Annotated in this window: 25 protein-coding genes and 1 tRNA gene; 11 read left to right on the top strand and 15 right to left on the bottom strand. The window is 67.8% G+C overall.

All coding sequences use genetic code 11. The features are described 5' to 3' along the window. Nucleotides 1-10: 10 nt before the first annotated feature. Nucleotides 11-973 (bottom strand): AAA family ATPase, encoded by a 963-nt coding sequence (locus DV709_RS05525; RefSeq protein WP_117592438.1) that lies wholly within the window; start codon nt 971-973, stop codon nt 11-13. Nucleotides 974-1,097: 124 nt separating this feature from the next. Here DV709_RS05525 and DV709_RS05520 point away from each other — a divergent pair. Both DV709_RS05520 and DV709_RS05515 read left to right on the top strand, forming a co-directional pair. Beyond that, nucleotides 1,098-1,182 (top strand) — tRNA-Ser (locus DV709_RS05520). A 276-nt stretch (nt 1,183-1,458) separates the two neighbouring features. Continuing rightward, a complete protein-coding gene (locus DV709_RS05515; RefSeq protein WP_117592436.1) occupies nt 1,459-2,466 on the top strand; it encodes an AI-2E family transporter in 1,008 nt (335 codons plus the stop codon). A 44-nt stretch (nt 2,467-2,510) separates the two neighbouring features. On the opposite strand, the gene DV709_RS05510 is transcribed toward DV709_RS05515, so the two are convergent. From DV709_RS05510 to DV709_RS05490, 5 genes are all read right to left on the bottom strand, one after another. After that, nucleotides 2,511-2,825: a hypothetical protein gene (locus DV709_RS05510; protein WP_117592433.1), complete on the bottom strand. Its 315-nt coding sequence runs from the start codon at nt 2,823-2,825 to the stop codon at nt 2,511-2,513. Nucleotides 2,826-2,877: 52 nt separating this feature from the next. Then, nucleotides 2,878-3,408, bottom strand: coding sequence for a hypothetical protein (locus DV709_RS05505; RefSeq protein WP_117592431.1), 531 nt, complete (start codon nt 3,406-3,408; stop codon nt 2,878-2,880). Nucleotides 3,409-3,625: 217 nt separating this feature from the next. Continuing rightward, nucleotides 3,626-5,104 (bottom strand): alpha-isopropylmalate synthase regulatory domain-containing protein, encoded by a 1,479-nt coding sequence (locus DV709_RS05500; RefSeq protein ID WP_232819694.1) that lies wholly within the window; start codon nt 5,102-5,104, stop codon nt 3,626-3,628. A gap of 246 nt (nt 5,105-5,350) precedes the next feature. Then, complete coding sequence (locus tag DV709_RS05495; protein ID WP_232819693.1) at nt 5,351-5,686, bottom strand: DUF192 domain-containing protein; 336 nt, start codon at nt 5,684-5,686, stop codon at nt 5,351-5,353. A gap of 56 nt (nt 5,687-5,742) precedes the next feature. Beyond that, nucleotides 5,743-6,096: a HalOD1 output domain-containing protein gene (locus DV709_RS05490; RefSeq protein WP_157972647.1), complete on the bottom strand. Its 354-nt coding sequence runs from the start codon at nt 6,094-6,096 to the stop codon at nt 5,743-5,745. Nucleotides 6,097-6,390: 294 nt separating this feature from the next. Here DV709_RS05490 and DV709_RS05485 point away from each other — a divergent pair, with 294 nt between their 5' ends. The 3 genes from DV709_RS05485 (at nt 6,391) to DV709_RS05475 (ending at nt 9,758) form a co-directional block, all read left to right on the top strand. Beyond that, nucleotides 6,391-6,945 (top strand): DUF7097 family protein, encoded by a 555-nt coding sequence (locus DV709_RS05485; protein ID WP_117592427.1) that lies wholly within the window; start codon nt 6,391-6,393, stop codon nt 6,943-6,945. Nucleotides 6,946-7,083: 138 nt separating this feature from the next. Then, the gene (locus DV709_RS05480; RefSeq protein ID WP_117592419.1) at nt 7,084-7,635 is read left to right on the top strand and encodes a GMP synthase subunit A; all 552 of its coding nucleotides are present in this window, start codon (nt 7,084-7,086) and stop codon (nt 7,633-7,635) included. Nucleotides 7,636-7,748: 113 nt separating this feature from the next. Then, nucleotides 7,749-9,758, top strand: coding sequence for a DUF2070 family protein (locus DV709_RS05475; RefSeq protein ID WP_117592417.1), 2,010 nt, complete (start codon nt 7,749-7,751; stop codon nt 9,756-9,758). A gap of 120 nt (nt 9,759-9,878) precedes the next feature. On the opposite strand, the gene DV709_RS05470 is transcribed toward DV709_RS05475, so the two are convergent. The 6 genes from DV709_RS05470 to DV709_RS05445 form a co-directional block, all read right to left on the bottom strand. Beyond that, the gene (locus tag DV709_RS05470; protein ID WP_117592415.1) at nt 9,879-10,091 is read right to left on the bottom strand and encodes an HVO_0649 family zinc finger protein; all 213 of its coding nucleotides are present in this window, start codon (nt 10,089-10,091) and stop codon (nt 9,879-9,881) included. A gap of 87 nt (nt 10,092-10,178) precedes the next feature. Continuing rightward, on the bottom strand, nt 10,179-10,436 hold the full coding sequence (locus DV709_RS05465; protein ID WP_117592413.1) for a DUF3194 domain-containing protein: 258 nt from the start codon (nt 10,434-10,436) through the stop codon (nt 10,179-10,181). Continuing rightward, entirely contained in the window at nt 10,437-10,841 is a 405-nt protein-coding gene (locus DV709_RS05460; RefSeq protein ID WP_117592412.1) for a prefoldin subunit beta, read from the bottom strand. It lies immediately after the preceding gene. 39 nt (nt 10,842-10,880) lie between these two features. Beyond that, on the bottom strand, nt 10,881-11,144 hold the full coding sequence (locus DV709_RS05455) for a KEOPS complex subunit Pcc1 (protein ID WP_117592410.1): 264 nt from the start codon (nt 11,142-11,144) through the stop codon (nt 10,881-10,883). Nucleotides 11,145-11,154: 10 nt separating this feature from the next. Beyond that, nucleotides 11,155-11,289, bottom strand: coding sequence for a DNA-directed RNA polymerase subunit P (locus DV709_RS05450; RefSeq protein ID WP_058580947.1), 135 nt, complete (start codon nt 11,287-11,289; stop codon nt 11,155-11,157). A gap of 6 nt (nt 11,290-11,295) precedes the next feature. Further along, the gene (locus tag DV709_RS05445) at nt 11,296-11,562 is read right to left on the bottom strand and encodes a 50S ribosomal protein L37ae (protein ID WP_117592408.1); all 267 of its coding nucleotides are present in this window, start codon (nt 11,560-11,562) and stop codon (nt 11,296-11,298) included. Nucleotides 11,563-11,742: 180 nt separating this feature from the next. On the opposite strand from DV709_RS05445, the gene DV709_RS05440 reads away from it, so the two are divergent. Both DV709_RS05440 and DV709_RS05435 read left to right on the top strand, forming a co-directional pair. Next, complete coding sequence (locus tag DV709_RS05440) at nt 11,743-12,135, top strand: DUF7344 domain-containing protein (protein ID WP_117592406.1); 393 nt, start codon at nt 11,743-11,745, stop codon at nt 12,133-12,135. Between the two features lie 123 nt (nt 12,136-12,258). After that, nucleotides 12,259-12,969, top strand: coding sequence for a helix-turn-helix domain-containing protein (locus tag DV709_RS05435; protein WP_117592404.1), 711 nt, complete (start codon nt 12,259-12,261; stop codon nt 12,967-12,969). 125 nt (nt 12,970-13,094) lie between these two features. Here the strand turns inward: DV709_RS05435 and DV709_RS05430 are convergent, their stop codons facing one another. The 3 genes from DV709_RS05430 to pth2 all read right to left on the bottom strand — a co-directional run bounded on the left by DV709_RS05430 (nt 13,095) and on the right by pth2 (nt 15,695). Beyond that, nucleotides 13,095-13,823, bottom strand: coding sequence for a DUF2103 domain-containing protein (locus DV709_RS05430; RefSeq protein WP_117592402.1), 729 nt, complete (start codon nt 13,821-13,823; stop codon nt 13,095-13,097). Nucleotides 13,824-13,873: 50 nt separating this feature from the next. After that, a complete protein-coding gene (gene truD / locus DV709_RS05425; protein ID WP_117592400.1) occupies nt 13,874-15,238 on the bottom strand; it encodes a tRNA pseudouridine(13) synthase TruD in 1,365 nt (454 codons plus the stop codon). 118 nt (nt 15,239-15,356) lie between these two features. After that, on the bottom strand, nt 15,357-15,695 hold the full coding sequence (gene pth2, locus DV709_RS05420; protein ID WP_117592398.1) for a peptidyl-tRNA hydrolase Pth2: 339 nt from the start codon (nt 15,693-15,695) through the stop codon (nt 15,357-15,359). Between the two features lie 179 nt (nt 15,696-15,874). Between pth2 and DV709_RS05415 the strand changes: the two genes are divergently transcribed. The 4 genes from DV709_RS05415 (at nt 15,875) to DV709_RS05400 (ending at nt 18,859) form a co-directional block, all read left to right on the top strand. Continuing rightward, a complete protein-coding gene (locus tag DV709_RS05415; RefSeq protein WP_117592395.1) occupies nt 15,875-16,582 on the top strand; it encodes a Yip1 family protein in 708 nt (235 codons plus the stop codon). 77 nt (nt 16,583-16,659) lie between these two features. Further along, entirely contained in the window at nt 16,660-17,247 is a 588-nt protein-coding gene (gene dcd / locus DV709_RS05410) for a dCTP deaminase (RefSeq protein ID WP_117592393.1), read from the top strand. Then, the gene (locus tag DV709_RS05405; RefSeq protein WP_117592391.1) at nt 17,244-18,146 is read left to right on the top strand and encodes a thiamine-phosphate synthase family protein; all 903 of its coding nucleotides are present in this window, start codon (nt 17,244-17,246) and stop codon (nt 18,144-18,146) included. The genes dcd and DV709_RS05405 overlap by 4 nt, the downstream gene beginning before the upstream one ends. Beyond that, entirely contained in the window at nt 18,143-18,859 is a 717-nt protein-coding gene (locus tag DV709_RS05400) for a class I SAM-dependent methyltransferase (RefSeq protein ID WP_117592389.1), read from the top strand. The genes DV709_RS05405 and DV709_RS05400 overlap by 4 nt, the downstream gene beginning before the upstream one ends. Nucleotides 18,860-18,882 lie beyond the last annotated feature (23 nt).

The raw sequence follows: 18,882 nt of genomic DNA, 5'->3' as shown, positions 1-18,882 counted from the left end.
TGCGTCCGCGCTACCGCGCTTCGAACTCGACGGTCGGCACGTCGACGGAGTCGAGCACGTCGTCGACGACGTCGGCTTTGTCCACGTCCGAGACTTTCGCGTCCGGCGTGAGAACCAGGCGGTGGGCCAGCACCGGGTGGCTGACGCGCTTTACGTCGTCGGGCGTGACGAACTCGCGGCCGGCGTAGACGGCGCGGGCGCGGGCGGTCTCGAACATCCGCTGGGTACCGCGCGGGGAGACACCGACGGCGACGCGGCGGTCGTTACGCGTCGCTTGGGTTATCTCGGCCATGTACTGCAGCAGGTCGTCGTGGACGCGGACGCGTTCGGGCGTCGCCCGCATCGCCAGCACCTGGTCCTGTGTGAGCACCGTCTCGACGGTCGGACTGCGCGTGTCGCGGCCGGCGCGACGGCGCAGCAGTTCGACCTCGCCGTCGAGTTCGGGGTAGCCGATGGCGGTCTTCACCGAGAAGCGGTCGACCTGCGCCTCGGGGAGCGGGAACGTCCCCTCCTGTTCGACGGGGTTCTGCGTCGCGATGACGAAGAACGGCTTGGGCAACTGGTGGGTCTCGCCGTCGACGGTCACCTGCCCCTCCTCCATCGCTTCGAGGAGGGCGGCCTGCGTCTTCGGCGGCGCGCGGTTTATCTCGTCGGCGAGGACGATGTTGGCGAAGATGGGGCCCTCGGAGAACTCGAAACTGCGGTCCTGCTCGTTGAAGATGTTCGTCCCGGTGACGTCGGAGGGCAGCAGGTCGGGCGTGAACTGCACGCGGGAGAAACTGAGACCGAGCGCCTGCGCGATGCTGCGGGCGGTGAGCGTCTTGCCGGTGCCGGGGACGTCTTCGAGGAGGACGTGACCGCGGGCGAGCACGCCGAGCATGATGCGCTCGAAGAACTCGTCGTCCGCGATGACCGCACCTTTCACCGTGTCGAGGACCTGGTCGCAAGCGGTGCTTGCGTCGGAGATATCCATGTACCTGAGACGCGTTCTCGGAGAACTTAGACCCACTGGCCGGTCGTGAGTGTCTCCCACAGCGGTGATTCGCCCGGAGAAATCGAAACCGATTAAACGAGGGCGGGCGATTGTGGAGACGTAAGCCGAGGTAGCCTAGCCTGGCCAAGGCGGTAGATTCGAAATCTACTGTCCATTCGGACTCGGGAGTTCAAATCTCTCCCTCGGCGCTTCTCCAATCGTCATACTCCGAGCGGCGCGTTTCATCGCGCTGCGAGGCTCGACGACGTGAACGACAGTGGAGTGATTTGAACGAGAGGACGAGCGACCGGCGGGAGCGAAGTCCGCGTAGTTCAAATCTCTCCCTCGGCGCTTCTCCGACCGTCATACTCCGAGCGGCGCGTCTCGTCGCGCGCGACGCCGCGTGAGACCCGTCGTCACCGTCCCGAAGCGCTGCGTCGACGCGAGCCTCTCGATTTATCCGGTTGTCGGTCGTTGTAAGGGGTATGGAGCGCGACCGCTCGTTTCTTCTCCTCGCAATCGGCGTCGCCGGGGTACTCTCGGTCCTACTGCTGTATCCGTTTCTCCAGTACGTCCTCGCCGCAGTGCTTCTCGCCTACGTGTTGAAGCCGGTTCACCGCCGACTCGAACGCGTGGTCGGCGCTCGCGTCGCCGCCGTTTCCCTCATCGCCGTCTCGACGTTGGCCGTTCTCCTGCCGGTCGCCCTCGTCGTGCAAGTCGTCCTCAGAGAGGCACGTTCCGTCTTCGCCGCCGTCCGCGACCTGCTCTCGGGGGCGACGCAGTTCGAGGAGTTCACTCGGATGAACGTCTCGGTCGAAGCGCTGTTCGGCTCCGCGCAGGGGAGCGGGTCGACGCTCGTCGGCAGCGTCGTCGACGTCTTCGGCGGGCTCTCGAACGCGGTCATCGGTCTCACCGTCCTCCTGTTTCTACTCTACTACCTGCTGACCGACGGCACCGCACTCGTCGCGTGGATTCACGAGGCGATACCGCTTCCACCGTCGATTCAGGACGAACTCCACGCCCGTATCGACCGCCTCATGTGGGCGGTGCTGGTCGGCAACGTCCTCGTCGCCGTCGTCCAGGGCATCCTCACCGGTATCGGTTTCTTCGTCGTCGGGTTCCCGAGCGCCGTGTTCTGGACCGTCGTGACGGTTCTCCTGTCGCTGCTGCCGCTCATCGGGGCGTCGGTCGTCTGGATTCCGGCGTCGGTGTATCTGGCGCTCACCGGTCAGTACGTCCCGGCGGGGTTTCTGTTCGTCTACGGTGCCGTGGTCGTCAGCCTCTCGGACAACTACCTCCGCCCCGTCATCGGCGGGCGAGAGGCGCGTCTCAACCCCGGGCTGTTCGTCGTCGGCATCTTCGGCGGCGTCGCGGCGCTGGGGGTCATGGGCATCTTCTTCGGCCCCATCGTCCTCGGCGTGCTGAAAGCGCTCGTCGACGTGTACGTCCGCGAGTACGCCGACACCGACGCGCTCCCGGTCGGTAGCGACTGAGGCGGGCCGGGAACGGTCGAAGGGGTCGGAAACGGCCGAAGGAGTCAGAAGCGGTCGAAACCCGACTGTTCGCTCTCGGTCCCGCCGCGGAGTCGGCGGCGGCGCTTGTCGTACGCACCGTCGAGGGAAACGCGTCCGCGACGGCCGACGAGATATCCGTCGACGGCGGAGTCGTCGCGCGGGTCGGCGAGTCGAATCCAGACGCGGGGCTCGTTCCCGCCGGAGAGCGACGCCGCCCACGACTCGGCGTCGGCGCGCGTTCCGAAACGGCGACGGGTCCCGCGACGGACGACAGCGGCTCCGACCGCGCCGTTGGTCCGCCGCGCGGACGGCTTCACTTCGACGACGAACTCGTTCACGGTGACGGCTCGGGCTTCGGTGTGGAGCCACTTCCGTTTTCAGGTCGTCGGATTACAGCGGCCCGCATCCCATCATCGTCGACCAGGTCGAACACTCCATCCGTCCGTTCTCGCGGACGGCGACGGTCGTCGCCGAGTCGTTGCAGTCGAAGTTCGTCCGGTCGACGCCGACCGTCGCGGCCGTCTCAGTCGCGTCCTCGACGGTGACGACGGTCGTGTAGGTCGCCGGCCGGTGCAGCGTCAGCGACACGTGTTCGCCCGCGTCGACGTCGAACGTCCGCTCGAACGTCTCGTACGCCACGAACGAATTCCGATACACCGAGACGGTTATCTCGCGGGCCGGGCCGTCGTTCCAGACGACGAGTCCGTGCGGTCCGTTGTTCGACGGGCGGAGAACGCCGAACCGAGAGCCGACGTCGACCTGTTCGGCCGGACTGCCGTCGAGTTTCGGGTCGAAGTCGGCGTCGCGTGCGGCGGGCGGGAACTGCACGTTCGCTCCGGACTGCGACAACCGTCCGGTGCAACCGGCGGTTCCGCCGACGGCGGTCGTTCCGAGGAGGGCGAGAAAGCGGCGACGTTCCATACCCCATTTGTGTCGTCGTTCTTGATAAGTATCTTGGTAGGTAAAACGTCCACCTTCGCTACGCTGTCTGCCGATTTCCGTTCGAGTGAGGTTGACACGTCTCGCTTTCGGCTGTCGTCGCGGCGGTGTTCTCTCACCTGAGACGCCGCCGCGAAGTTCCGGTCGTCGCCCCCGCGGCGACGTGCGGCGTCCGTGGCCAGTCGGCGGGCGTCTGCGGTCAGTCGTCGGCGGGCGGCACGTCGGCCACCGCTTTCGGCGCGCGCAGGCGGTCGAGGGCGTCGACCATCGCGACGACGCTCGCGCGGGTGATGTCCGCGTCCGACGCGGCGACGCTCACCGACCGGTCGCCCCGCGAGAGTTCGACTTCGACGGTGACGACGGCGTCGGTGCCGCCGGAGATGGCGTCGACGTGGTACGACTCCAACTGGAAGGCGGCGTCGGGACCGAGCGCCGTCCGGACCGCCTCGACGGCGGCGTCGACAGGGCCGTTGCCGGTCCCGGCGGCGACGCGCTCCTCGTCGTCGACGGCGAGGCGGACGCTCGCGGTCGGCACCCCGCCGCCGCTGGTCGCCTGCAGGTCGACGAGTCTGACGCGTCGCTCGCGGGCGCGACCCTGTACGTCCTCGGCGACGGTGAGCAGGTCGGCGTCGGTGACGCGCTTTCCGCGCTCCGCGAGGCCCTTGACGCGCTCGACGACTCGCGCGAGTTCGTCGTCGGTCACCTCGACGCCGTGCTCGTCGAGCGCCGCTCGGACGCCGGCGCGGCCGGCGTGTTTGCCGAGCACGAGGCGGCGCTCGCGGCCCACCGTCTCGGGCGGGTACGGCTCGTACATCGCCTCGTCCTTCAGCGTGCCGTCGGTGTGGATGCCGCTCTCGTGGGCAAAGGCGTTCTCGCCGACGACGGCCTTGTTCGGGGGAAGCGGCGTCTCCGTCGCGCGGGCGACGGTCTGTGCGAGCGAGTACAGTTCGTCGAGGTTCGCGCAGTCGACGCCGTAGCAGTGCGAGAGCGCGACTGCGACCTCTTCGAGCGCGACGTTGCCCGCGCGCTCGCCGACGCCGTTGACGGTGGCGTGGACGAGATCCGCGCCCGCCCGGAGGCTGGCGTAGACGTTCGTCATGGCGAAGCCCAGGTCGTCGTGGACGTGGGTGCTCGTCGGGCCGTGCTCGGCGAGTCGCGAGACGACGCGCTCCGTGTGCTCTGGACTCCCGTGACCGACGGTGTCGCAGTAACAGAAGCGGTCGGCTCCGGCGTCGTGCGCGGCCGCGGCGAGGCGGTCGAGAAAGTCGACGTCGGCCCGCGAGCCGTCCTCCCCGAGCACCTCGACCCAGAGGCCGTGGTCGCGGGCGTGTTCGACGAGTTCGACCGTCGTCTCGACGACCGAGTCGCGGTCGGTGCCGACCTTCCCCTCGACGTGGCGGTCGCTTGCGGGGACGACGAGATTCACGCCGTCGACGCCGCAGTCGAGCGCGAGGTCCACGTCGGCGCGGACCCCGCGGGCGAAACTCGTCACCGTCGCGTCGAGACCGAGGTCGGCGACGCGGGCGATGGCGTCGCGTTCGCCCGCGCCGGTGCAGGCGCTCCCGGCCTCGACGAACGGCACCGCCGCTCTGTCGAGCGCGCGTGCGATGTCGACCTTCTCGGTCGTCGAGAGCGAGACACCCGGCGCTTGCTCGCCGTCTCTGAGCGTCGTATCCAAAAGCAGTACGTCGCGTCCGTCGAGCGACGCTGCGAACGGGGTGGCAGCCGCGTTCGCGTCGTCGGTCGAGAAGTTATCTTGGGCGCGGAATTTCTCGGCCAGTCGCCTCGCGGCGACTTACCCTATCCTCCGTGCCGGTGTGGTCCGACATTGTAGATGCCCGGTGGACGCCACCGCGTATCAACCTGTGGGGTACGACAGAACTTGCCAGTCGGATGCGTCGCCCGCGCTCGCTTTCTCGCAACATCACTCGACGAGTTCGACGGAGTCGCCCGCGTCGACGCCGTCGGCCGCTCCGGCGGGGAGCTCGACGATGGTGTCGGCGGTGCCCCAGCCGAGGCCGGTCCACCCCGAGAGGCGAGCGTGCTTGGTCACCTCGCCGTCGACCAGCCAGAGCGCGTCGATCGGAAACGGGACGAACAGCATGTGGAGGCTTCGGCGCTCCGCCTCGTCGAACCGGAAGACGAGCGCGTAGTCGTCGGGGACCGACCGCCGGAACATCAGCCCGCGGCTCTGTTCGAGAACGGTGTCCGCGAACTCGACGGTGCTCGCTATCGGCCGCCCCTCGTGAACGAGTTGCACGACTCGGCGTTACGACGGAGCGACAAAAGTGTGTCAGATTCGCTCGTCAGGAGACGTTACCGCATTCCGGCCGCCAGCGTCCGCCGTCCGCCGCCGTCTTTCTGCTCGTAGACGGTGATTCGACCGTGGCTCTCGACGACGATGGTGTAGCTGAGCGCCTCGAACGCGACGGAGCCGCCGAGGCTCGTCTGCTCGGTTCCGGCGAAGAGGTTGTTCAGTGCGTCGGGGTTGATGGACTCGTGCATGAAGGGGTCGAGGTCGAGAGGGTCGACACCTTCGACGGCCGCGATCGCGTCGATGACAGCGAACGAGAGATCCGTTTCGCCGGGGTCGACGATGGCTTCGTGTCGTTGTCGGTAGCGGTCCGTGTCGTAGGAGTGCCCGGTGTGAGATGGTGAGTTGTCTTTCATGGATAGCTCGCGCCCGTGCTGGCGTCGACGACCAGCAGTGATCTGGTTGTAATCCATCTACCAACATCCGGGGTTTTGAAACTACCGTTTCATAGGAAGTAGCTCTTGAGTTATTTTATACTCTGTTTCGAACTCGAATAATACTCGTGAGGTAAATGTATTCGAATCTATCCGGTAGGGGGAGAAAAGACGTACGTCCGCGACCGAGAGCCCGAGACGCTCGAAACGAGGCTCTCTTCTGGTGAACGACGAACGTCGAGCGTTCAAGTAACGTCGGAACCGAGGGGCGACTACATGGAGAAGACGCCGAAGGGAACGCCGGTCGGCGTGGACGACCCCTACGAGTTCGCCGAGCGGTGTGACCACTTGACCGGCGACGGCCGCTGCCGCTACGCGCTGTCGCACGCCGGCGACGACCCCGAGTTCGCCCGCGCGCGCCGGGCCGACGACTACCGCTGTCTCGCCGGCGAGGAAGATTGCGAGTGGCGCGACTGCCCGCAGTACCGGTCGACCACCGACGGCCGCGAGTGCGTCCGCTGCGGGTTGGAGGAAGTTCGGATGGCGCACCAGTCGTCGGCGCGCCCGCTGTTGGAGGAACACCACCTCTCGTATCACGGCGGCGATGCCGACAACGGTAGAGACGACGCCGAACCCAGCCACGAGATTACTGTGTCACTCTGCCGGTGGTGTCACGCGAAAGTTCACAACTCCTTCGCCCGCGTCGACGACGACGTGAACCCCGACGCCGAGGCGCTGGCGACGCGCGAGCAGCGGCGCAGCGACGAACAGGCCGAGTTCGGCTTTCGGTCCGCGAGCGAACGGTTCGAGTCGACCGACGACCGTTCGTGAGAGTCCCACTGCCGCGGTTCGAGTTCGCTCCCGCTCGGCGTCACGTGAACGGCCGACTCTCACGTTCTACGATGCACGAACGTGCCCACTTCGACCCGAGTCCGATTCGTTTTTAGGCTCGTCGGTCCAACCCCGGCTATGACCAGAGTCGTCGTCATCGACAACCACGGGCAGTTCACACACTTGGAGCAGCGGGCTTTGCGCGACGCGGGCGTCGATACCGACATCGTCGACAACGACACCCCTCCCGAGGAGGTCGACGCCGACGGCATCGTCCTCTCGGGCGGACCGGACGCCGACCGCGCCGGGCGCTCCGCGGAGTATCTCGACCTCGACATCCCCGTCCTCGGCATCTGTCTCGGCATGCAGGTGATGGCGACCGAACTCGGCGGGCGCGTCGGGTCGGGCGACTACGGCGGTTACGCCGACGTGACCGTCGACATCCTCGACGACGAGGACCCGCTCGTCGGCTCGCTCGCGCCCGAGACCCGCGTCTGGGCGAGTCACGCCGACGAGGTGAAGGAGCTCCCCGAGGGCTTCACCCACACCGCGACGAGCGACGTCTGCGGCATCGAGGCGATGAGCGACGCCTCCCGCGACCTCTACGGCGTCCAGTGGCACCCCGAAGTCGCCCACACCGAGCGCGGCCAGGAAGTGTTCGAGAACTTCATCGCCCGCTGCGAGAACTGAGCGACCCGAGCGCCGTCGACGACGCTGTCCGTCCGGACTGACAGCGGGGGTGACTGTCGCTTCGTCGCAACAAGTAGCGAGGTTTTAGGAGGCACGCCCACAACCTCGTCGGCATGACAGCGTCGCAGAGCAACCTCGCCGGGTTGTCGCGGTTCATCTTCCGCGCGCCCTCGTGGTACGCGAGCCTCGGGTTCGCGCTGCTCATCGCCGCCATCGCGGGCGTCGGCGCGTTCGACTCCGGACTCCGCGAAGGCACGTGGCGAGGGCTGTTCTTCGTCGGCAAAGACGCCTGGGAGGGCATCTTCTTCGTCGGCATCCCGACGGTCGTCGCCAGCGTCGCGACCACCGGCGTCGACCGGTTTCTCGGCGGGCGACTGACGCCCAACCGCTCGTCGCTTCTGGCGCTGGCCTGCGAAATCGTCCTCGTCGGACTGCTCACCGTCGCGGCCATCGTCGCCGTGTTCGCCTCGCTCGACCAGCGGTTCGTCTACGACGTGCTCGTCGTCGCGCTCGCGTCCATCTTCGCGCTCCGCCTGCTCGTCATCATGGCCGTGTCGCGCTCGTCCATCCTCGTCGCGTCGATTCCGGCGAGCATCCAGACGGTCGTCTCGGCGGTACTGCTGTTCATCTACAGCGGGACGCTCAGCTACCTCGAAGTCGGCGGTCCCGTCCTCGACGCGTACCTGATGCCGTACTTCGCCCGCTCCGAGCAAGCGCCCGACGTCGTCTCGGCGCTGACGCCCGACCACTTCGTCCTCCTCGGAGTCATGTGCGTCATCTACGCGATGAGCGTCTACGCCTTCCTCGAAGTCATCGACCGACCGTGGCGCAACAGCCTCGGCGTCTCCGTCCTCGACTTCATCCGCGGGTTCATCGGCCACATCGCCGAGGGCTCCCGAGAGCTGGAGGACTTCTTCGAACAACTCGGCCAGGAAGCGGTCGTCCCCGTCACCGTCCTCGCGTTCCGCGACGCCGACGGCGACGAGAAGGCGCGGTTCGTCCTCCCGATGATTCACCCCGGTCCGATGGGCGAGATCGGCGGCGGCAACTTCCCCGAACGCGTCGCCCGACGCAGCGAAGGGCTGGCGTTCCCGCCGCACGCCACCGCCGGTCACGACTTCAACCTCGTCACCGAGCGCGAAGTCGACACCATCCTCGAAGCCGCCGAGAGCGCCCACGAGCGCATCGAGTACAGCGCCGAAGCCAGCAAGAGCGTCCGCGTCGACTCCGGCGAGGCGAAACTCGTCGGCCAACGCTTCGGCGACGACGCGCTCGTCGTCTCGACGTTCGCTCCGAACTTCGCCGACGACGTGGAGTACTCGGTCGGGCTCTCGGCGGCGACGGAGGCGCGAACCAGCGGACTGGACGACGTGCTGCTCGTCGACGCCCACAACTGCAACAACGGCCTCGAAGGTCCGGACCTCGGCCACGTCACGCCCGGAAGTCGGCGCTCCTTCGACATGATTCGCGGGGCCGGAGCGGTCGGCCGGGCGCTCTCTGACGCCGGCACCGACCGGTTGCGTCTGGGCGTCGCCTCGGACCCGACCGAGTGGACACCGCGGGAGGGAATCGGGCCGCTCGGCATCCGCGTCGCGGTCTCGGAAGTCGAGGGGCAGCGAACGGCGTACGTGCTCGTCGACGGCAACAACATGGAACCGGGGCTCCGCGACAGCATCGTCTCGGACCTCTGTGAGGCCGTCGAGTCGACGTCTCCCGACGACCCGGAGGTCGTCAGCGCACCCAGCACGGAGGACGACGCAGAAGCGGCGGGGGCCGAACGCGTCGTCGGAGACGGCGGTAGCCTCGTCGACGCCGCGGAAGTGATGACCACCGACACGCACATCGTCAACACGGTGAAGGCGGACAACCAGGTCGGTGCCGCCATCGACCGCGACGAACTCAGGTCGCTGATTCGCCGTCTGGTCTCGGAGGCGGTCGCCGACTGCGAACCCGTCGAGTCCGGCATGGCCGTCGAACACGCCGAGGTGACCGTCTTCGGCAACGACCGCACCGAGACGCTCGCCAGTCACGCCAACGTCGCCGTCTCGATGGGCGGGGCGTTCGCCGCGGCCATCGCCTGCGCGACGATACTCGTGAGCGTCCTCATCTTCTTCCTCGCGTGAGCGGTCGGCTTCTGGTTCGCCGATTCGCGCCCCCGTAGTGGCGACGGGCGGTCGCCGAGAACTGGTGTTCGAGGGAGCGCCATCGCTATCGGACGCCGGCGCGTCTCCGTCGCCGTGAGGTCACTGACTCAGTCGAAGCGTCCGGGTCCGAATCTCGCCGCAGCTCGGACAGACGTGGCGATACAACACCTGTGAACCCGTCGTCCGCGCGGTCCACTGTCCGTCTTCGTCTCTGTACCCGCACTGCGGGCAGCGCAGGTCGACTCGGTTGTAGTGCGACCGGAGTCTGTCCAGCGCCGTCGTTCCGCTGCGGTCTCGACCACCGATAGCCATGTGTTAACAGTTACCATCTAAAAACATAACTGTTTGCCTCGCTCGGGGGTGAGTATCGACAGAAAGCGGCCGGCGCGGCCGTCGCGGCTACTCGCTCGCCGCGAACAGGTCGTCGACGGCGTCGCGCGCCGCCAGCGCCGCTTCGTCGGCGACGGCTTCGGGGTCGGCGTCGTCGTCGGGCGCGTTCAGGTACACGTCCACGTCCAGGACGCCGTCCTCGAACGTGACCGTCACGTCCACGTCGCGCACGTCGGACTGCTTGTAGTGCGCGAAGATGACGCCCTCGGCGGCGTCGGCGGCCGTCTCGACGACCTCGTCGTCGCTCGGTTCGGCGTCGGCGTTCATCTACGCGCCGCCTGCACCGGGGCCGCCCATCCCGCCGGGACCGCCGGGGCCGCCCGCGCCGCCGCCCTGCAGCATCTGCTGGAGCTCGGTCTGCAGGCTCTCGAACTCGTCCTGGACGCGCTCCTCCTGCTTTTTGAGCTGCTCGACGCGAATCTCGAGGCTCTCGACGCGGTCTTCGAGCTGGTCGTGGGCCTCGTCGTACTCGGTCTCGACGAGCAGTTCGCCGACTTCGCGGTACATCATCGCGTCCTCGTCGATGTCGTCGAGCGCTTCGAGCGCCGTCTTCGACTCCGAGAGCGTGCTCTCGGACTGCTGTTTCTGCGCGCTGACGCGCTGCGCGGTCTCCTGAAGGTCCTGCAGTTCCTCGAGTTTCTCCTGCGCTTCCGGTGGTAGACTTCCTTGCATAGTCGGTCCGATGCGCGCCGGACTGAAAAAGCCCCGTATTTATTCTCCCGCGAGGGAGTCGGCGCCCAGCTCCGACACGCGCTCTGCGACGGCGACCATCCGCGTCCAGGAGTTGATGCCCGCACGAAGCGCGACCAGGTCCGAGGCCTCGACGCGTACCTCGACGGTTGCCTCCTCCCTCGCGACGCTCGCGTGCGACCGTTCATCGTCGATCTCGCCGACTTCGACGCGGACGCTCCGCTCGACGACGCGAGCGCGCCGCTCGTCGGGGTACGAAAAGCGGAGAACGCTCAGATGCGACACTGGTTCGCGGTTACTTCACGTCGACTTCTTTGACGACGCGAGCGCGCTCTTTCAGGAGCACGCGGTGACCGCAGTACGGACAGCGGACGCCCCCGTACTCGTCGAGTTCGACGTCGCGCTTACAGCGGGAGCACTTGTAGCTCATGTGTGGTTACTCGTCTTCGTCGAGCGCCGCGCGGATGGAGCGTCGGACCGAGCGTCCGCCGGGCGTCTCCGGGCGGTACGCGCCGCCGGTGAACTTCTCGCCCGTCTCTTTGTTGACCCAGATGCCCGTGCCGAGGCGCTTGACGTCGTCGCCGTCGACGGTGGCGTTTCGCATCTCGGATTCGATGTCGGAGACCCGCTTGCGCGCGACTCGACCGTAGCGTGCGCCGAAGCGCCCCGAGCTACCGGTCTGTCGTGCCTTGTTGTCGGCCATAGTGCTGCCATCTATCCCGAGCGGACAGATAAAGCCTACGAGTCCGCGTTCGACCCGGCGGGGTGGTACCGAGCGCTCGCCGGACCTTTATATAAAACCATGGCTGTGAAAGCGCCACAGTTTGGGAAATGTAGGGTCGGTTTCTATGCGCGCTGGGAACTCCCGGGTGCTCACCTTACCATGTCAAACGATCATACGCTGGGACGTCGAAGCGACCACCCGACGCACGCACCGTCGACGGTCGTCGACCGCGCGCGATTGGACGAAGCGTTCGACGCACTGTCGAATCGGCGTCGGCGCGACGTGTTGTACTACCTCCATCAGGCGGACGGCGAGACCGTCGACGTCTGCGACATCGCGGACACGATGACCGCGTGGGAAGTCGAGTGTCTCGACGATGTCGAATCCGACCACTTCCGAAGTCTGTTGGTGTCGCTTCGTCACATCCACCTCCCGAAACTGGACGACGTCGGTGCGGTCACGTACGACCGCGACCGCGACACCGTCGAACAGTCCGACAGCTCCGTGATTCACGACTGGGTCGACCTCGCGGCTGTCGAAGAACTGACGTAGCGACACACTCCTACGCCGCCCTGTTCGGTCCGCCCTCTCGGTCGAAACCACCCCACCGTCGGATAGGCGATGCGTTTTTGTCTAACCGTGCTGTGAGTTGACATAGACCGAGACAAACCACAGATGCTCATCGCTGAACTCACCCTTTCGAGTTCGATCCTCGAAGGTGCGTTAGCGAACGCGCCAGGGGTGACCGTCACGCTCGACCAGCAGTACGCGCGGGAGACGGGGACCAGCCTCCTACAGGTTCAAGCGACCGGCGACGGCCTCGGCGGTTTCGACGCCGCGCTCGACGACGACCCGACCGTCTCGGACGCGGTCGTTCTCTGCGAGGCCGACGGCTGGCGACAGTACCGGATCACCCTCAGTCCGGAGGGCGACGACGCCTCGACGTACTACGCCCGAACGGAACTGGACGCGGTGCTTCTGAACGCCGAAGCGACCGTCGACGGGTGGTCGCTCCGGATGCAGTTCCCCGACCGCGCGTCCGTTTCGGCGTACCGCCAGCGCTGCATCGATACGGGACTTTCGTTCCAGCTTCACCGACTCTACCGCGGGTCCCCCAACGGCCGGACGCGGTACGGGCTGACCGCCGCCCAAGAGGCCGTGCTAACCGCCGCGTTCGAGGCGGGGTACTTCGAGGTGCCGCGCCGCTGTTCGCTCGCGGACATCGGCGAGAAGCTGGGCATCTCCGGACAGGCGGCCTCGGAGCGCCTCCGGCGGGGACTCCAGGCGCTGCTGCAGAGCACGCTTTCGAGTCGTGAGCCGACGCGACGGGTCGACACCGACCGACAGAACACGGAGTTCGAGACGCGCGACGGTACCGCCGACTGAGACCGGACACCGCCCCGAACCGCCTCCGAACCGCCTCCGAACCGTCTCCGAACCGCCTCCGAACCGTCTCCGAACCGCCTCCGAACCGCCTCCGAACGTCCGCTCCCCGACTCGCTCCCGACTGTTCAGTCGGCCGGTCGTAGCTCCGCGTCGGCGAGCGCGTCGTTCAGGTCGTCGCGGACGCGCTCGCCCGTCTCGCGGTCCATCGCCGTCGTCACGACGCGGTTCTCCTGGACGCTCGACCCGTCGCGCAGCAGAAACCGGACGTTGCCGTTGCCGTCGGCACGGGTGACTTTCGCGCGGAGACTCGTCCGCGACCCCTTCCCCCCGGCGTCGATGGGTCCGGGGATTATCTTCTTGACGTGCGGGTGGCCGGCGACGACGCCGATGGCTTTCCGCCCTTTCCGTCCGCCGATAATGGTCGTGTGGGACCCGCCGAGTTTCTCGCCCGGCGACGCTTCGACGACTTCGAGCGTGCGTTCGCCGCGACTCTCGACGACGGCCGCGACGGGGTCGTCGTCGCGGACGCGGTAGAACTCGTAGTGCAGTTGCGCGCGCGTCTCGCGGATGACGTCGCGGTCGCCCGCCGCGTACACCGTCTCGGGTCGCTTGCGCCGAACTTCGTCGGCGACGCGTCCGGCGAAGTTCCGCAGTTCGACGACGCCGGACTCCTCGTCCGTCTCGGGCATCGTCGTCACCGTCGTCTCGCCGAGAACCGCATCTTCGTCCAAAAAGGTGAGCGTCGCTCGCTCGCGCGAGCAGTCGAGAACGACGGCGTCGCAGTTGCCGGTGCGGCAGGTCAGACAGTAGTCTCCGGGCTTCTCCAACGGCGTGCCGCACCGGCCGCAGTGCATACCGAATCTGGGCCTCGCCGGCCTATAACTCCGTTCGTTTCGCCCGCCGACTACAGGTCCAGCGGCCCCGACTTCGTGTACTCGCGCATCACCGCCGTCGCGTACGACCCCGACGGGAGCGAGAACTCGAAGTTCAGCGGCTCTTCCTCGATTTCCATCCGCGTCCGGACCAGAATCGCCCGGCGCGTCCCCGTCGATTCGAAGTTTCCGGGGAGGTCGAAGTCGCTCGGTTCGAGGTCCAGTTCGGCGAGAATCTCGCGCTCTATCTCGCCCGGTTCGCCGTCGCCCAACTCCGTCTCCGTTCCGACCAGCGGCGCGGTGACGAACGCGCGGCCGCGCCCGCAGTGCTTGCCCACGATGTCGACGCGGCGGCCCGTGACTTTCTGCAGGCGGTCGGTGTCCGGCCGGAACAGGCCTTCGGGCGCGTCGCGGTCGGAGAAGCAGGCGACGTCGCCCTCGACGGGTCTATCGAACGGCAGACCGCGGCGGAGGCGCTCCGAGAGGATTCGGTTGAAGACGTACGACTGCGCGGCGTTGACGAACAATCGCTGGAGATTCGACGGAACGGCTTCGAGCGCGTGTCGCCAGTCGTCGTCGGAGTCCGCGCCGTCCTCGTCGAGGCGGTGGAGCATCGAGCGCTCGTAGCGGAGGTAACCGGGCATCCGGTCGAGCGCGCGGTGCCAGTCGGGGTCGGTGCGCTCGGCTTCCGCGTCGACGACGGCGCGGGCCTCCCGCGTCTCGTCGGGTTCGTTCTCGTGCGGATTGCCGACGTACGAGAGCACGGCCTCGCGCCACTCGCCGCGGACGACGTGGAGGCCGACGACGTGGGTGACGGGGCGACGACTGCCGAAGCGCTGCTGGCCGAAGTAGTTCGGGACGCCGACGACCGGCGCGTCGCCGGCGTTTTCGTCGTCCGCCACGCCGCCGAACTCGCGCAACTGCTCGGTTATCTCGCCGACGTTCTCCGGCCGCTCCGCGTCCCGAACCCGAATCCCGAACGCGTTGCCCGCCAGATCCCCGAAAGAGATGTCGCGACCGGCGCGGCCGACGACCTCTACGTCGGCGTCGCGCACGTCCGGCACGTCGTCGGGGTCGCCGCCGCGAATCGTGAACAGTTGCGTCGTGACGGCGTGTTTGTCCTTCGTCCCCGCCCACGAGATGCGCTCGCGGCTGACGCCCAGCGAATCGGAGAGGCGGGCGGCGAAGTCGTTGGTGTCCCAGCCGCGCAGCGTCGCGCGGACGACGAGGTTCGCGTACGCGCCGGGGTCCGAGTCGACGGGCGCGGCGTCGAACGCCTCCAGTTCGCGGACGCGGAAATCCTCGGGTTCGACGCGGAGTTCGCCCCCGATTCCGTCGGCGTCGCTCACGTAGTACTCCATGCCGACCTCGCGTTCGATGGGATGTGCCTCGCGCATCAACGTCGCCTCGTTGCGTTCGTTCCTCGCTTCGGTGCGTTCATACCCGCGGTTGCGGCGGTGGCGGTAAAAGCGCTGTAGTTCGTCGACGTCGACGCCGCGGAAGCGAGACCGTAGATCAGTACAGCGAGAGGTCGCCGGTCACCTTGTCGACGAGGTTGTCCTGACCGGGACCGACGGCGAGCGCCGTCACCGTTCCCGGGTCCAGTTGCGTGTGTCCGGCGTCGCGGACGATAGCGTTCGGCAGTCCCTCGCGCTCGGCGAGGTCCGCGAGGCGGAACAGCTCCTTCTCGCCTCGGGCCTTCACGACGACTTTCTTCTGCCCCTCGCCTTTCCACTTCTTCCGCGTCCGCGAGTCGGCGTCCTCGTACGCCGACAGCGAGGCGTGGGCGACCTGCGCGGCGAGCTTTCCGCGGCCCATCCCGATGTCGGTCCGGGCGACGATGACCTGCTTCATACCATCTCTCGCCGACGCCGCGGTAAATCACCTGCTATCGTCGGAGCGAAGCGGCGGTCGAACCCCTACCGGACGGTGTCGCTGCGCTCGCCGCGACTGCGACGGCCGCCGCGCTCGCCCGAACGACGGATATGGTCAATCGATAAGAACTATCACCGAGTACCGAGTCGACGCGGACGATGCCCCGCACACCCCTCCTCCACCCCGACGAGTACTTCCGAGAGCGCGCGCCCGGACTCGATTTCGGATATGCGCTCGTGCTTGCCGTGGTCGTGGCGTTACTGACGACGGCCGCCGTCGGCTTCGTCGGCTGGCAGTTCAGCGAAGCGCTGGACACGACCATCACCGTCGAGAACGAGAACCGGCCGCCGGATTGGGTCTGCGAGGACAACGGCGACGACTGGCCCGGTTGCGACGAGCCGGAGACCCGGGAGTTGGACCTTGGCGACGAGCTCTGGGACCGATTCGTGGGACTTCTCCCCGTCGTGTTTTTCTCGTCGCTCCTCGGGTGGCTCGTCGTCGGTGTCTTCCTCCACCTCCTCTCGCGCGGCGGCGGCCGGGGGACGTTCGGCGACACGCTGGCCGTCGCCGCGTGGGGCGGCGTGCCGATGTTCGTCGAGTCGGCCGTCGGTCTCGTCGCGGCGTCGAGAGTCGTCCGCGGGACGTCGTTCTCGCAGAACCCCGAGGTGCTGCTCCAGCAGCTACAGGAACTGCAGTCGTTTCTCGACTGGCCCCTCACGTTCGCGGTCGGTCTCGTCGTCGCGGGGTGGCAACTGTTCGTCTGGCGCGCGGGCCTCGAACACGCCCGCGGCCTCGATAGCGACGCGGCGCTCGGCGTCGCCGGCCTCGTCGCGTTCGTCGTGTTCCTGCTCGGAGTCGTGGGCTGACCGACGGTCGGCCGACGCGGGCGAGGCCGTCCGAGGCGACCGGGAGATTTTACGTGCTGGCACGCGGCCACCCCAGTATGATACTCTCGGACGTTGACCTCCTCGAACGGCTGGAGGCCGGTGACCTCGTCGTCGACCCGCTCGACGACCTCGACATGCAAGTGCAACCGGCGAGCATCGACCTCCGACTCGGCGAGGAGTTCCTGGAGTTCCAGCGGACGAACATCTCCTGTATCCACCCCAACAGAGAGGAGGAGATCGGCCAGTACGTCACCGAAACCCACGTCGACGAGGGCGACGAGTTCATCCTCCATCCGGGCGATTTCGTGCTCGGCACGACGAAAGAGCGCGTCGAGATACCGCCGGACCTCATCGCCACGGTCGAGGGTCGCTCGTCGCTCGGTCGCCTCGCCATCGTCATCCACGCGACCGCCGGTATCGTCGACCCCGGTTACGAGGGCCAGATAACGCTCGAACTGTCGAACCTCGGCACCGCACCGGTCGCGCTCTCGCCGGGGATGCGCGTCTCCCAACTCATCTTCACCGAACTGAAGACGCGCGCCGAACGCCCCTACGGCGTCGAACGCGGGTCGAAGTATCAGGGCCAGCGCGGCCCGCAGGCGTCGCGGCTGGGCGACGACCCCGAGTTCCACGGCGAGAAATGAAGTTCGTCGAGGAAGTCGTCGTCGAGGAGTTCCTCCCGACGTTTCGCTCGATGCTCGCCGCGGAACTCAGAGACAGGGAGTTCACCCAACAGGAGGTCGCCGAGGCGCTCGGCGTCAGCCAGAGCGCCGTCTCGAAGTACGCCCACGGTCGCGTCGCCCGAAACGAGGCCGTCGAGGCCGACGAGCGCGTCAGAGACCTGGTCGAACGCGTGGCCGAGGGGCTGGCGTCCGGCGAGATGAGTCAGCTGCAGGCGCTCGTCGAAGCCGAGGTGCTCATCCGGCACCTCGAAGACGGCGACCTGCTCGCGGACCTCCACGAGGACGCGATGCCCGAACTCGCCGAGTTCGAGGGGGAGTTCGACGTTCACGACCCCGACAGCGCGCTCAGAGCCACCGAGCGCGTGCTGTCGTCGGTCCGACGCGGCCTGCGGACGCTGACGAACGCCAGCGGCTTCGCCGGACTCATCCCCCACGTCGGCTCGAACCTCGCCGAGTGTCTGCCCGACGCCGAGGAGATAGAAGGCGTCGCCGCCGTTCCGGGGCGCATCTTCGACGTGAAAGGTCGCGCCACCGTCGCGGGCGACCCCGAGTTCGGCGCGAGCGGCCACGTCGCGTCCGTGCTGCTCTCGGCGCGAAGCGCGGGCGCACCGGTCCGCGCCGCGGTGAACGTCCGCTACGACCCCGACATCGTCGCGTCGCTCGAAGCGGCGGGCTACCAGAGCATCGAGTTCGACCCCGACGCGCCGACAGACGCCGTCGCCGCCGCCCTCGACGGCGTGGACCTCGACGAGACGTTCGTGCTGTACCAGACGGGGAGCTACGGCATCGAACCCATCACGTACGTGCTGGGCCCGGACGCACCGACGGTCGCCGCCGCGGTTCGAGAGCTGTTGCGATGAGCGACCGGGACGCCGACCCGGACGCGACCGCGACCGGCGTGTCGTCGTCCGGCGTCGCGACCGCGCAAGAGTTCTACAGCCGCTGGGCACGGGTGTACGACGCGCTGGCGACGTACGGTCCGGGCGTGTCGACGCTCCGCGAACGCACCGCGGCGGCGCTCGACCTCGCTCCGGGCGACACCGTCGTCGAGATGGGCTGCGGGACGGGTGCGAACTTCGCGTACCTCCGCGAGCGGGTCGGTCCCTCGGGCACCGTCGTCGGCCTCGACTTCTCGCCGGGGGCGCTCGCCGTCGCCCGCGAGCGAGTCGCCCGCGAGGGCTGGGCGAACGTCCACGTCGTCCGCGCGGACGCGACGAGGCCCCCAGTGAGGGGAGCCGACGCCGTCGTCGCCTCGTTCGTCTCCGGGATGCTCGCCGACCCCGCCGCCGCCGTCGACGACTGGGCCGACCTCGTCGGTCCCGGCGGTCGCCTCGCGCTGCTGGATCTGGCGCGGAGCACGCGACCCGAAGCCCGCCCGCTGAACGCGCTGTTTCACGGCCTCGTGCTCGCGGGGATGCCCTCGAAGCGCCCGGCGGACCTCAGCGCCGCGACCGAGCTACTCGACCGCCGCGTCGTCGCCGCCCAGAACGCGCTCCGAGGGCGGTGCGACGACGCGACGTACTCGACGCACGCGCTCGGGTTCGCCCGTCTCGGCGCGGGCACGGTTCGCTGACGCCGGAGCCGAGCGCCGAGCGT

It is taken from the genome of Haloprofundus halophilus (genome assembly GCF_003439925.1).
Classification (GTDB): domain Archaea; phylum Halobacteriota; class Halobacteria; order Halobacteriales; family Haloferacaceae; genus Haloprofundus; species Haloprofundus halophilus.
Note: the sequence above shows the minus strand (reverse complement) of the source record. Positions and strands in the feature narration are given on the sequence as shown.

Coding starts and splice junctions, on each gene's coding strand:
- DV709_RS05525 (WP_117592438.1), bottom strand. CDS start 973: ATGGATATCTCCGACGCAAGCACCGCTTGCGACCAGGTCCTCGACACG.
- DV709_RS05515 (WP_117592436.1), top strand. CDS start 1,459: ATGGAGCGCGACCGCTCGTTTCTTCTCCTCGCAATCGGCGTCGCCGGG.
- DV709_RS05505 (WP_117592431.1), bottom strand. CDS start 3,408: ATGGAACGTCGCCGCTTTCTCGCCCTCCTCGGAACGACCGCCGTCGGC.
- DV709_RS05490 (WP_157972647.1), bottom strand. CDS start 6,096: ATGAAAGACAACTCACCATCTCACACCGGGCACTCCTACGACACGGAC.
- DV709_RS05485 (WP_117592427.1), top strand. CDS start 6,391: ATGGAGAAGACGCCGAAGGGAACGCCGGTCGGCGTGGACGACCCCTAC.
- DV709_RS05480 (WP_117592419.1), top strand. CDS start 7,084: ATGACCAGAGTCGTCGTCATCGACAACCACGGGCAGTTCACACACTTG.
- DV709_RS05475 (WP_117592417.1), top strand. CDS start 7,749: ATGACAGCGTCGCAGAGCAACCTCGCCGGGTTGTCGCGGTTCATCTTC.
- DV709_RS05470 (WP_117592415.1), bottom strand. CDS start 10,091: ATGGCTATCGGTGGTCGAGACCGCAGCGGAACGACGGCGCTGGACAGA.
- DV709_RS05465 (WP_117592413.1), bottom strand. CDS start 10,436: ATGAACGCCGACGCCGAACCGAGCGACGACGAGGTCGTCGAGACGGCC.
- DV709_RS05460 (WP_117592412.1), bottom strand. CDS start 10,841: ATGCAAGGAAGTCTACCACCGGAAGCGCAGGAGAAACTCGAGGAACTG.
- DV709_RS05450 (WP_058580947.1), bottom strand. CDS start 11,289: ATGAGCTACAAGTGCTCCCGCTGTAAGCGCGACGTCGAACTCGACGAG.
- DV709_RS05445 (WP_117592408.1), bottom strand. CDS start 11,562: ATGGCCGACAACAAGGCACGACAGACCGGTAGCTCGGGGCGCTTCGGC.
- DV709_RS05440 (WP_117592406.1), top strand. CDS start 11,743: ATGTCAAACGATCATACGCTGGGACGTCGAAGCGACCACCCGACGCAC.
- DV709_RS05435 (WP_117592404.1), top strand. CDS start 12,259: ATGCTCATCGCTGAACTCACCCTTTCGAGTTCGATCCTCGAAGGTGCG.
- DV709_RS05430 (WP_117592402.1), bottom strand. CDS start 13,823: ATGCACTGCGGCCGGTGCGGCACGCCGTTGGAGAAGCCCGGAGACTAC.
- truD (WP_117592400.1), bottom strand. CDS start 15,238: ATGCGCGAGGCACATCCCATCGAACGCGAGGTCGGCATGGAGTACTAC.
- pth2 (WP_117592398.1), bottom strand. CDS start 15,695: ATGAAGCAGGTCATCGTCGCCCGGACCGACATCGGGATGGGCCGCGGA.
- DV709_RS05415 (WP_117592395.1), top strand. CDS start 15,875: ATGCCCCGCACACCCCTCCTCCACCCCGACGAGTACTTCCGAGAGCGC.
- dcd (WP_117592393.1), top strand. CDS start 16,660: ATGATACTCTCGGACGTTGACCTCCTCGAACGGCTGGAGGCCGGTGAC.
- DV709_RS05405 (WP_117592391.1), top strand. CDS start 17,244: ATGAAGTTCGTCGAGGAAGTCGTCGTCGAGGAGTTCCTCCCGACGTTT.
- DV709_RS05400 (WP_117592389.1), top strand. CDS start 18,143: ATGAGCGACCGGGACGCCGACCCGGACGCGACCGCGACCGGCGTGTCG.